Annotated in this window: 9 protein-coding genes; 8 read left to right on the plus strand and 1 reads right to left on the minus strand. The window is 50.3% G+C overall.

Going from position 1 to position 12,788, the window contains the following annotated elements:
• The first annotated feature begins 71 nt into the window (after nucleotides 1–71).
• The 8 genes from AC6I7T_RS04440 (at nucleotide 72) to AC6I7T_RS04475 (ending at nucleotide 11,777) form a co-directional block, all read left to right on the plus strand.
• Nucleotides 72–1,964 carry a sensor histidine kinase gene (locus tag AC6I7T_RS04440; RefSeq protein WP_497792106.1) on the plus strand — a complete coding sequence of 631 codons (1,893 nt, stop codon included), beginning with the start codon at nucleotides 72–74 and terminating at the stop codon, nucleotides 1,962–1,964.
• 13 nt (nucleotides 1,965–1,977) lie between these two features.
• On the plus strand, nucleotides 1,978–2,418 hold the full coding sequence (locus tag AC6I7T_RS04445) for a response regulator (protein WP_497792107.1): 441 nt from the start codon (nucleotides 1,978–1,980) through the stop codon (nucleotides 2,416–2,418).
• Nucleotides 2,397–3,956: a two-component system sensor histidine kinase NtrB gene (locus AC6I7T_RS04450; protein ID WP_497792108.1), complete on the plus strand. Its 1,560-nt coding sequence runs from the start codon at nucleotides 2,397–2,399 to the stop codon at nucleotides 3,954–3,956. The genes AC6I7T_RS04445 and AC6I7T_RS04450 overlap by 22 nt, the downstream gene beginning before the upstream one ends.
• 418 nt (nucleotides 3,957–4,374) lie before the next feature.
• Nucleotides 4,375–6,516, plus strand: coding sequence for a glycogen debranching protein GlgX (gene glgX, locus AC6I7T_RS04455; protein ID WP_497792109.1), 2,142 nt, complete (start codon nucleotides 4,375–4,377; stop codon nucleotides 6,514–6,516).
• A gap of 401 nt (nucleotides 6,517–6,917) precedes the next feature.
• Nucleotides 6,918–8,285 carry an outer membrane beta-barrel protein gene (locus tag AC6I7T_RS04460; protein WP_497792110.1) on the plus strand — a complete coding sequence of 456 codons (1,368 nt, stop codon included), beginning with the start codon at nucleotides 6,918–6,920 and terminating at the stop codon, nucleotides 8,283–8,285.
• Between the two features lie 259 nt (nucleotides 8,286–8,544).
• On the plus strand, nucleotides 8,545–9,924 hold the full coding sequence (locus AC6I7T_RS04465; RefSeq protein ID WP_497792111.1) for a tryptophanase: 1,380 nt from the start codon (nucleotides 8,545–8,547) through the stop codon (nucleotides 9,922–9,924).
• A gap of 158 nt (nucleotides 9,925–10,082) precedes the next feature.
• Nucleotides 10,083–10,559: an Lrp/AsnC family transcriptional regulator gene (locus AC6I7T_RS04470; RefSeq protein WP_497792112.1), complete on the plus strand. Its 477-nt coding sequence runs from the start codon at nucleotides 10,083–10,085 to the stop codon at nucleotides 10,557–10,559.
• A gap of 111 nt (nucleotides 10,560–10,670) precedes the next feature.
• Nucleotides 10,671–11,777: a substrate-binding domain-containing protein gene (locus AC6I7T_RS04475; protein ID WP_497792113.1), complete on the plus strand. Its 1,107-nt coding sequence runs from the start codon at nucleotides 10,671–10,673 to the stop codon at nucleotides 11,775–11,777.
• Nucleotides 11,778–11,864: 87 nt separating this feature from the next.
• Here the strand turns inward: AC6I7T_RS04475 and AC6I7T_RS04480 are convergent, their stop codons facing one another.
• Nucleotides 11,865–12,740, minus strand: a complete 876-nt coding sequence (locus AC6I7T_RS04480; protein ID WP_497792114.1) for an SDR family NAD(P)-dependent oxidoreductase — start codon at nucleotides 12,738–12,740, stop codon at nucleotides 11,865–11,867.
• Nucleotides 12,741–12,788: the final 48 nt, after the last annotated feature.

Here is a 12,788-nt window from a genome sequence, read left to right on the forward strand (position 1 = left end):
GGCCCTACATCCTTCAAAGGCAACGGTTTACGTAAACATGGCATCTATCCTGCCAGTATTGCAAATTGCAGATGAAGAGAATTGCGACGGCGGCGGTTACCAGAACTCTGCTCGCGGCAGCCGTGGTATTGATCGCGCTGAACGCGTGGATGGCTCTGCAATCATTACGGCAGCTGACTCATACACAGAACGCAGTTGCACATACGTGGCAGGTTTTACGTCAACTCGACAGCATTACCGGAACATTAAATGAGGCGGAGAGCAGTACTCGCGATTTTTTGCTGACAGGTGAAGACCCCTCGCTTTCCGCATACCAGAGGACCCGCCAATTCGTCCCTGACGAAATCAAGGAATTGCGCATCCTTATTGAGGACAACCCTGTTCAGCAACAAAACATAACGGAGATGGAAGCTGTCCTGAACGACCGGTTCGATCTGCTTCAGCAGACGATCAAAGCGAGAAGATCGGGAGCCACGATCCGGCAGTTAATCGAGCTGAGCCGGAGCGGCAAAATCGTCATGGACCGGGTTCACGCCAGCATCAGCAAAATGCAAGATGAAGAGACCCGGTTACTTTCCATCCGATCCAGGGACACGGAGCGTGCACTACGCAGTACTCAATCGACCATTATCGTAGCTGCTTGTCTCAATCTTTTGCTTATTCTTGTAATGTTCCGTTTCCTGGCTAGAGAGCACCAGCTTCGCAAAGAGGCCGATGCCACCCGAGACCGACTGGAAAAGCTTCAGAACATCAATGATGTCGCCCTGACACAACTTACCTCGCGCGAATTAACCAATGAATTGATGGACCGGGTCTGCAATGTCATCCAAGCCGACGCTGCAATCCTCTGTATGTGGCATGGAGACGAAGTAGAAATTCATGCCGTTCGGGGAGCTAGGTTTTCCCCTGGGCAACGAATCCGAATCACCAAACAAGGGCCTATCGACCGCGCCGTCACAACCAACCAGATCGTTATTCTCTCCCCAGAAGATCACCTCACACTACCGATCCAAGGTTTTCGTGAAGAGATGCACAGCATCCTGGTAGCACCTCTAAACGTCTCAGGACGGATTCTGGGTGCAATTATTGCCGGACGAAGAAGCGGCGAAGCCTTCGAAGAGCGGGACAAACAACTTGTTTCGTTTGTTGCCGACCGTATAGCCATCTCCCTGGATCGAGCGCAGGCATATGAAGCGGAGTTGCGAGCACGCAGATTGTCGGAAGAACGGTCGGCAGAGGTACGCATACTCAATACTGAACTTGAAAAGCGTGTTCGACAACGAACCACCGAACTTGAGGTAACCAATAAAGAGCTGGAAGCCTTTAGTTACTCTGTCTCCCATGATCTGAGAGCCCCTTTAAGAACGATTGATGGTTTCAGCCTGGCCCTGGAAGAGGATTATCGTCAAAAGCTGGACGACACGGCACAAGATTACCTGCGTCGTATCCGGAATGGAGTGCAAAGGATGGGTATACTCATCGATGCACTCTTGCAGCTGTCCCGAATCACGCGCGCAGAGATTATTAAGGAAACGATAAACTTGACCGACTTGGCACAAGAGATATCGGCGGATTTGGTCTCCCAAAATCCAGAGCGGAAGATCCATTTCACGATTCAACCCAATCTTCTGGCGGAAGGGGATATCCGGTTATTACGAGTAGCTCTTGAAAATCTCTTCGGGAATGCTGTGAAATTTACATCCAATGTGCCTGTCGCCGAGATAGAGTTTGGACAAGAGAAATCAACCGCCGAATTCTATATTCGCGACAATGGAGCAGGTTTTGACATGCAGTATTCCAATAAGTTATTCACGGCATTTCAGAGGCTTCATGGAGATCGTGATTTTAAGGGCTCCGGAATCGGGCTGGCAACGGTAGCAAGAGTTGTCCGCAGACACCATGGAAATATCTCGGCAGAAGGTGCAGTCGGTAAGGGTGCCACCTTTCGATTTACTCTAGGATAGGAGGGTTCTGAAGATGCCCGATGCTCCAAGACAAATCCTCCTCGTCGAGGACGATCCGGATCACGAAGCGCTCACCATCCGAGCCCTTCGTAAATCCAAGATCGCAAATGAGATAGTTGTAGCACACGACGGCGAAGAGGCAATTGAAATGCTCTTCGGCTCAGGACCGGCAGCGCTAACGACACTCCCACAGATTGTGCTGTTGGATCTCAAGTTACCAAAGGTCGATGGACTAGAGATACTGAGGCGGATTCGCGAAAATGATTCCACTCGAATGCTTCCTGTGGTAATTCTGACTTCTTCGGATGAAGAAAGCGACATCATGCGCAGTTATCGAATGGGCGTGAATAGCTATATCCGTAAACCTGTGGATTTCAACGAGTTTGCCGAAGCAACTCGGCAATTAGGCATGTACTGGCTGGTTCTAAACGAATGTCCTCCTCGCACGATCTGACCGGACGACACCTAAAGGTTCTGCTGGTCGAAGACAACACGTCCGACGCACTGCTTGTTGAACGGCATTTCAACAGAGCCGGCTATCTCCCTGAAATCATACGGGTAGAGACCGAGGCCGAGATGCTGGATTCGCTCAACAAGTCAGGGGAGTCTTGGGATGCCATCTTGGCCGACTATCACCTGCCCTCCTTTAGCGCTCCGGAGGCGCTCAAGGTTCTCAAAGCCGCGGGCTTTGACATCCCCTTTATCGTGTTATCAGGAGCAGTCAGTGAAGAAACCGCTGTCGAAGCCATGCGCGCCGGAGCACATGACTACATCTCCAAACAGAATTTGGCTCGCTTAATCCCTGCTCTGGAACGAGAGATGGCAGAAGCTCGCGGCCGCCGCCACAAGCGAGAGGCGGAGCGAGCACTGCAAAAGAGTGAACAACGCTTCCATCGTCTTGTGGAATCTATGCCGGTAGGTCTGATCATCAGCGACTACTCCGGCCGGATTCTCTATGCCAATGCTGCAATCGAGCGCTTACTGGGCTACACCATGGAAGAATTGGCAAAAGGCACAGTGACGCTGGAGCGCATGCTTTCCGAACAGGAGAGTAGTCGGCTTTCCATGGCAAGGCGCCCATTCTGGCTCAGTGGCCTTCCTGAGCCAATGGAAGTAAGCTTTCTGCGCAAAGGAGGCTCCCCTGTTCCAGTACTAATCGGAGGAGCAATTCTCAATCCGGAAGCACCGGAAACAGAACGACAACTTGCAGCATTTCTCGCCGACCTCTCCGAACAAAAGAAGAGTCACGAAGTTCTTCGCCGCACGGAAAAGCTGGCTGCAGCAGGACGTTTGGCAGCATCAATCGCACACGAAATTAACAACCCGCTAGAAGCAGTCACAAACTGCCTTTATTTGCTGAGCAAGAGTGGACTTAATGATTCAGGACAACAATATCTGTCATTAGCGCAAAGAGAGTTGGACAGAGTTGTACACATCACCACACAAACGTTGCGCTTCTACCGCCAAAATACGAAGCCTGCGCGAACCGATGTCCACGACTTGCTGGAAACAGTGCTTGCGCTTTACGAAGGTAGGACTCGCGCATTCAACATTGAAATCAAGAAAGACTATGGAAAGATTCCGACAATCCTTGCTTACGACGGAGAGATACGTCAAGTACTGGCGAATTTCGTCGGCAATGCACTCGATGCTATGCAGAGCACCGGTGGCCGACTGATTCTTCGGACTCACAAAACCTACCAATGGAAGAGCGAAATTCCCGGTGTTGTTGTTACTGTCTCCGATACAGGAATTGGAATGGATAAGGCAACCCTCTCTCATATCTTCGAACCATTCTTCTCTACGAAGGGAACAACGGGGACAGGATTAGGCCTATGGGTAAGCCGCGAAATCATGGACAAGCATCAAGGAATAGTACGCGTACGCAGCCGCCAGGGAACGCGTAGTGGAACGATCTTCAGAATTTTTCTTCCCCTGGAGCCCGATGCAATTGCACAGATACCACAAAGAAATTTACGTGCATCGGCCTAGAGCTTTTCCCTCCAACATGAAGGCCAGAACAAAAGCATACGCAGCTTTCCGCTAAAAGCGGATCCCAGGCGAACCCTCTTTGGTTTGCTGGGGTGGAAAGAAAGCTGCTCCTTTCTATCGTCGGCGAGCCTATATCTATGCGGGAAATGTTCTGGACTTGCATAATGCCTTTCTCCAAAGAATGCTAATTATCTCTGTCCATCGCTCGAGGGAAACAGCTGTGCGTAGCGATAGGTACAACAAATCCCTGTATTGTCTGGGATGCACCGCGTTTCGTATGAGCAACGTTTCTCTGCTATCGGTCTTCTGACCTATCGGGGAATCGTTTAGATACGTCGTATTCCTGAAGCCTCACCAGCAATTCGATTCACTCCCCAGCGCATCAAACAATAAATGATCCTAAAGGTATGCCAATAGAATGGGAATCACTCTTCTTCCAGGAAAACCCTATCCTCTCGGCGCGAAATGGGATGGCACCGGAGTTAACTTCGCAATTTATTCCGAACATGCAACGGCAATAGAATTATGTCTTTTTGACGAATCGGGAGCAGAAACAGACAAAATACCGCTGGAGGAGTGTACAGCCTTTGTGTGGCATGGATATCTTCCGGGAATTCCACCAGGACAACTCTATGGATATAGGGTGCACGGACCATGGGAACCGGAAAAAGGTCTACGATTCAATCCCGCAAAACTTCTGGTCGACCCCTATGCTCAAGCAATCTGTGGCTATGTAGATTGGGAACAGCCTGTATTCCCTTATCAATTTGGAGAAGAAAATGCCGATCTCAACCGCGATGAACGGGACGGAGCATCGGGCATGCCGAAGTGTGTTGTCGTGAATCCTTATTTTGACTGGGAACAAGACCGTCCCCTGCGCATACCACTGTCGGATTCGATCATCTATGAAACACATGTTCGCGGATTCAGTATCCAGAATCCAGATGTTCCAGAGACATTACGCGGCACCTACGCAGGGCTAGCCTCCCCTGCCAGTCTGCGACATTTAAAGAAGCTTGGAATCACGGCAGTAGAGCTCATGCCGGTCCACCATTTTGTCAACGATGGCTATCTAGTCCAAAAAGGATTACGGAACTATTGGGGTTACAATACGCTAAGCTATTTCAGCCCCTACTCCCGCTACAGTTCCTCCGGTCAAAACGGAAACCAGGTGGCAGAGTTCAAAGCTATGGTCAAAGCACTGCATCGGGAAGGGATTGAAGTCATTCTCGATGTGGTCTACAACCACACAGCCGAAGGCAATCACCTGGGACCAATGCTGAGTATGAGAGGAGTTGATAATTCTACCTATTACCGGCTCATGCAGGACAATCCGCGTTACTACATGGACTACACCGGAACAGGAAACACCCTGAACGTCCGCCACCCCCAGGTACTCAAGCTCATCATGGACAGTCTGAGATATTGGGTACAGGAGATGCACGTCGACGGCTTCCGTTTCGATCTTGCGGCCACGCTGGCACGAGAACTCCACGATGTCGACCGTTTGAGCGGATTCTTCGACATTATTCACCAAGATCCCACTCTTGCCGACGTCAAGCTGATTGCAGAACCATGGGACGTAGGAGAAGGAGGATATCAGGTAGGAAACTTCCCTGTCCTCTGGGCCGAATGGAATGGAAGATATCGCGACACTGTACGGAGATATTGGAAGGGAGATGATGGACAGCTCAGCGATTTAGGCTATCGCCTGACCGGATCCAGCGACCTCTACCAACACGACGGCCGCAGACCATATGCCAGCATCAATTTCGTAACAGCCCATGACGGTTTCACGTTACGTGACCTGGTGAGCTACAACGAAAAACATAATGAAGCCAACGGGGAGAATAACCAGGACGGAGCCAACGACAACAATTCGTGGAACATGGGTGCTGAAGGCGCTACGGACGACCCCGATATCCTGCATGCCCGAGAGCGCCAAATACGCAATCTTTTGGCAACGCTGATCCTATCCCAAGGAGTTCCCATGATCTCAGGTGGAGATGAGATCGGCCGTACGCAAAAAGGTAACAATAATGCTTACTGTCAGGATAGCGAGATCAGTTGGTATGACTGGACTCCCGACGAAGCAAAAACAAAACTGTTGGAGTTCACCGCAAAACTGATTGAACTACGCAAGGTCCACCCCAATCTGCGTCGTAGAAAGTTCTTTCAGGATCGCGTCATTCACAATTCCGAAGCAAGAGATATTGCATGGTATGGTACCGATGGCAAAGAACTCTCAGGTGACGCATGGAATGCCGGATGGATCAGAACGCTCGGTTTGATGTTGAATGGCGCTACGTTAAAGATCTCAGATGAGCTAGGCAATAAAGTTGAAGACGATTCTTTCCTCATCTTGCTGAACGCTCATCACGAATCCGTTCTCTTTGCTCTGCCTCCTACCCCATGTGGAGGCAAATGGAAACTAATGCTCAATACAAACGAGATCGAGAATCCATTCAAAAGCAGCCGTAACGGGAAAAAGATTCTCCTCGAAGGCCGCTCTCTTCAGCTCTTCATAGAAAATCGGCCACAGGCTACGACTCTAACGTAGTCACCATCAGTTTTCGTCAGAGGCAAAAGGAGTTGCCCAGGCTCCTAACGGGGGCTTGGGCTCTCAATCGTGCCAAAAGGAATCAAGATTCTAAACGTCCCAATACAGGCAATGCTTCAAGGGTTGTTTTTGAAACTCTTTCGTTTACACCCTATTCGAAAATCTTAAATACTTTTTCGGGTACCTAATCTGACGCTTTTAACAGCAAACGCTCAGATTTGTCATACCGGAAAAAGAATGCTTACTATTTCCAGATCTGGAGGAGTAGCAGAAATATACAGCAATGGCAGATCTGCCTCTCGCAATCCGAGAGCATGTAATTTCTTTCTTGCCATTTCTCTTGTATTCCAATTACAAATTGAAAACTACTTCGCGAGCCGAATCTCAAGCAGGTTTCCTCAGTGACAAATTGTCGGCCCTTCTTTATTTGTACTTTGCTTTTTGTTGCAGTTTTGGCCTTAAGCTCCGCTACCGCTTATTCTCTGCCTGCGCAAGCAGCTAACTCACAGGACGGTCAGACGAATGAGGAGTTGCGTCGTCAAGTTCAAGATTTAACAGCTCGTATTGCAACCTTGGAAAAGATCGTTGCCACACTTCAGGGCAATGCTCCGAAGGAGCCCACGTCCGATATTACGGCACAGTCACTCTCTGATGCCTCTCGTGCACTGGCGACGACGCCTGTATCTGTCGAGCCGGAGAAAAAATCACCTTTCCCGGTAACGTTCAACTTCGCCTTCGACGGATACTATGCCTACAATTTTGCACGTCCATACGATCAGACAAACGCACTACGAGCGTATGACATCTCCCACAACAGCTTCAGTATCAATCAAGCTGCGGCAATCTTTGAATTGCCTCCAGACATCTCCGTGGGCCGCAGAATAGGTGCCCGTGTGGATCTCATGTTTGGCCAAGTGGCAAACGTGCAAGACAGCGGAAACGCAGCCAACACCTCTCACCAGAGTGGCTACAGTAATCTCTTTCAAGCCTACGGCACCTATGTGTTGCCAACGCCGAAGCCGGTCACAATCGATTTCGGGAAATGGTCCAGCACCCTTGGGCTGGAAGGCACCTATACCAAGGATCAGGCAAACTACTCACGCAGCCTCCTCTTCAGCATGCTGCCCTACTATCACACAGGATTCCGCGGTAGCTACGACCTGACGTCCAAGGCAACGGTTACGGCCTGGATCGTAAATGGAACGCAACAGACGGAAGACTTTAATGGCTTCAAATCCGCCGCGATCTTGTGGACATTACGGCCAGCAAAATCTCTCACCTGGGCGCTGAATTACTACACCGGGCAGGAACAAGCAACCTCTGTAGAGAACAACACGATTTCCCGTCCTGATGGCCGACAGCATATTGCCGACTCCTATGCGGTTTGGAATGTCACCAAAAAGGTCACACTTTCCGGACAAGTCGATTACTGCATCAGCAGGGTTTATCAATCGAGCGCGCCGACACACATTCTTGGCGGTGCGTTCTACGCTCAATATCAGGCCAATCCTCGTTCAACATTAACCGTCCGTAGCGAGTATCTCTCTGATCGAAACTTCCTCAGCACAACCAATCAGGCGCTCAAAGAGATAACAACGACCTGGGATTACAAGCTTGCTCCGGGATTGCTGACCCGAATGGAGTACAGAAGAGACTGGTCGAATCAGCTCTTCTTTACAACCGACAAGAGAGGCATCTACTCCGATCATCAAGATACAGCAACTTTGGGGCTGGTCTGGTGGTATGGGGCCAAGCAAGGCAGCTGGTAAAACAAACTGAGGGAAAGAGCTATTCAGCAGGACTGCTCTTTTCCTCAGGCGCACATTCCTACTCGAGCTACAAAATCCCTCCGAAAGCTGAATGCCTGGCTTCAAAACAGCGTAAACAAATCAGCAGAGGCCCTTCACCTTAAAATTTAAGTCACTTCCCCGTTTTATTCTTAATGTCTCTTCAAATTACCGTTAAAGACAATAAATACACCATGTAATCTCGCAGAAAAGGGCTCTAAGATTCTGTTCAGGATCGAACATGTTGAGCGAACTACCATTTGAGCCCTACAGAATCAAAGCAGTAGAGAAAATCCGGATGAGCACGGAAGCAGAGCGGAGAGCTGCTGCCAAAGCTGCCGACTTTAACCTATACGAAATCAGCTCAGATTTAGTCCTCATCGATCTGCTCACCGATAGTGGAACCGGAGCGCTCAGTACGGAACAGCGTTCTGCCATGATGCTTGCAGATGAATCGTATGCAGGAAATCGCAGCATCCGGAAGCTACAACGATGTATCGAAGACCTCTTTGGCTTTGTGCATGTTTTTCCGGCCCATCAAGGCCGGGCAGCTGAAAGGATACTCATTTCCAGTCTCTGCTCCCCTGGGGACATAATTCCATCGAACACGCACTTTGATACCACCAGGGCTAACATTGAAGCCGTCGGAGCGCAGGCACTCGATCTGCCCTGCCCGGAAAGCGCACAACTCTTTGATCCTCACCCCTTCAAGGGAAACATCGATCTTAAAGCTTTGCATGAATGTCTCGACAAGCATATTCTGCGAATTCCTTTCGTAACGCTAACGATTACCAATAACAGCTGCGCCGACCAGCCTGTCTCTATGGCAAACATTCGTGAAGCTGCAGCTCTGGCGAATAATTTCGGAAAACCGCTCTATCTCGATGCCTGCCGCTTTGCCCAAAACGCTTGGTTCATTCAAGCGCTAGAGCCCGGATACGAGAAGCGCTCCATCCGCTCCATTGTGCAAGAGATGTTTCACTATGCCGACGGCTTTTTCCTTTCCGCAAAGAAAGACGGGCTGTCGCCAATGGGAGGTCTGCTGGGCACACGTGACTCGCAAGTAGCCAAGAAGCTCCGTGAAGGAGTTTTGCTTTCGGAAGGCCATCCCTCCTATGGCGGTCTCGCTGGCGAGCATCTGGAAGCAATGGCGGTCGGCTTCTACGAATCTACCGAAGAGAGTTACCTCTCCTACCACATGGCTGTTGCCCGCTACCTGGGGACAAAACTCGCCGAAGCTGGCCTTCCCGTTGTCCAACCGGTTGGAGCGCATGCGGTTTTTCTTGACGCAACAGCCTTCTTGCCGGACTTCGAAGAGATGGATCAACCAGGACAGGCACTTGCTATTGAACTGTTCATACGTTATGGAATTCGTGCAGCCAAAATGAAATTTGCGGCGAACGGCCCGCATCCCTGCAGATTCGAATTCGTACGTCTGGCGATCCCCAGCAGGGTATATACCCAATCACACCTGAACTATGTAGCCGATTCGCTCCAAAAGCTCTATAAGCAACGCGACACGATTACGCCACTGTCCTTACTCTCCGCACCGGAGGTTCTATCTGGATTCGGCGCCCGGTATGCCCGGCCAATGCCGATGCTGACGGCAGTGAAAAATTAAGAAAATCGCAGTGTTGCCCTGAATTTATTCGACAAGAATGCCATTCTTCGGAAAGAATAACGGCAATGGATCGAGAGCTTTGGAAAGAGCAGTTCGTAGATTCCGACAGAATCTTCCCTCTCCGGAAAAGCACTGTCCTAAAATTCTGAGGATCGGATTTGCAAGGAAAACCGAATCTCGACGAAATCGACGCTAAAATTCTGCTCTGTCTTCAGGAGAATGCTCGCATCCCCTTCACAGAGCTGGGGCGTCGTGTTGCCCTGTCCACTCCAGCAGTTATCGAGCGAGTCCGCCGCCTGGAAGAGAGTGGCGTTATCGCCGGCTATCACGCAGAGGTCAGACCGGAGAAGGTCGGCCTGACGGTTCGAGCTTTCATCAAGGTAAGCGTAGCGGGTGACAAGCTGGAGAAGTTTGCATCCATAGTGAAGAAGGTTCCGGAGATCCTGCAATGCCATCGGGTGACGGGTTCGGAATCGTTTATTCTGCAAGCCGCTGTTGAGGACGTAACCCATCTCGAAGTAGTCATCGATTCTCTGATGCCTTACGTTGCCACCAATACAGCCATCGTCTTGGGATCTCCCGTGCCTTGGGCGCCTGTAGTTCCCAGAACACAAGGACATTTCAGGAAGAAATAAGTTCGCCTGGAAGTAACCCTTGTTGGACTTGGTTGCGATCAGTGTTTCCAAGAACAACTTTATCGGGTATATATTGAACTTTCGAATTTATTCATAGAACGGACAGAGAACGTGCCAAAGGCTGCTGCGAAACGCCTATATTTGATTCCAATCCTTTCCAAGGCATTGGATATCCTTGAGCTCCTGCAGGCAGAAAAGGAGCCGATTTCCCTGGAAGCGATCTTTCAGAGAACGCATATCTCAAAAACCACGGTATATCGAATCCTCAAGACCTTTGTTCATCGCGGATACCTCTCTCAATCGCAAGATGGTCTTTACCGATTGATTACTCGTCCACGCAAAATGAGGTTTGGATTCGCCGGACAAAGCAGTGAAATGCCCTTCTCCGAAGCAGTCAGGGAAAGCCTTCAGCAGGCAGCCGCTCAGGCAGGTGTTGACCTATTGGTACTGGATAACCAATATGACGCCAACATCGCGCTTAAAAACGCCGAAGAGTTCGTCAGCAATAGTGTCGATTTGGTCATCGAATTTCAGATCGAGCAGGGTGTAGCTCCGATCATCGCCGACCGAATCGCAGGAGCCAATATACCTCTCATCGCTATCGACATTCCCCACCCACATGCAACTTACTTCGGAGTCGACAACTTCCGCGTAGGGGTTGAAGCCGGTGAGCTGCTGGCAAATCACGCACTCACAGAATGGGGTGGAAAGGTAGATTGGATTCTCGGGCTCGATCTGGAAGGTGCCGGTCCGTTAGTACAAAGTCGCATCACAGGTGCCTTCGAAGGTGTTCGCAACAAGATACCTAACCTGCCTGTCGAGTGCTTTGTTCGCATGGATGGCAAGGGCATTCGTGAAAAGAGTGCCAAGCTGATCGAAGATTTCATGAATCGCCATCCGAAGGATCATCACATTCTGATCGCGGCAGCAACCGACACCAGCGCCTTAGGCGCCCTGCAGGCGGTACGCGCGTTGAAGCGCACAAAACATGTAGCGATTGCCGGACAGGATTGTATTCCCGAGGCTCTTGAAGAGATTAAGAATCCCAAGAGTCCATTTATCGGATCCGTCTCTCACGAACCGATAACCTATGGACCTCGGTTGATCCAGCTAGGACTCAGCATCTTGCGGGGACAGACAGTCCCTCCCTACAACTACATTGATCACAAACTCGTTTCGAAGGAGAGTTTGGTGACACCGCTAGACCAGGCTGTCTAGCAGCAGAATTGAAGCTTTATCGGGGTAGCCGGAGAATACTTGCAAACTGCGCATTCTCCGGTTACCCCGATAAAATTGCTCTCTCAGCTATCCAAGTTTGAGATTAAGAAGCTTTATGACCGTCTGAGTCGGATCTTGCGGATTTTCCATCTTCAAAAGACTGTCGGTTCTGAGCTGGACAGCTTCAAGCCATTCGGGATGGGAAAGAATATAAAACTGATCCTTCTTAATAGCCTCAAAGACCGCATCTGCTACATGTAGGGGCGGCATACTCGCCTCAAGGGCAGCATTGAATGCAGCCCGTCCAGCTTGCATCTCTGGAGTCATTGGAGCCGGTTCATCACGCAACTCCTCGGGTCTGTTCCGCTCGGAAGTTGCAATCTTTGTCCGCACAAGACCTGGGCAGAGTACCGACACTTTGACGAGCGACTTCCGTTGTTGCAGAGAAAAGTACAGACTCTCTGAAAGTGCGACTATTGCATGCTTTGTTACTGAGTAAGGGGCCGTACCTCCCCCGACCATAATCCCCGCAGTCGAAGAGGTATTGACGATATGGCATTCCGTATTCTGTGCAAGCATGATCGGCGTGAATACCTTGACACCATGGATCACACCCCACAAATTGACTCCAATCACCCACTCCCAATCATTCCAAGTCGCTTCCCAGGGAGCTCCTCCCGCAGCAACTCCCGCGTTATTGCACAGTAGATGCACGCCACCAAATACGTCTAGCGTTTTACTTGCCAGGCGTTCGACATCCCCCCGATTGGAAACATCGGTTTTTACGCTAAACACGGTACCACCGATAGCCTTCAGCTCGGCTTCTGCTGCGGCAAGGCCGCCTTCTTCAACATCGGCAAGAACTACTTTCATGCCCAAGCTGACACACCGTTCGGCGATTCCGCGCCCGATGCCGCTCCCCGCACCGGTAATCACTGCTATTTTGCCTTCAAAATCTTTCATGCTCTTCTTCCATAGGTACTGATATTCGACCTAGAACCTTTACAGACT

This window comes from Humiphilus diazotrophicus (assembly GCF_059726315.1).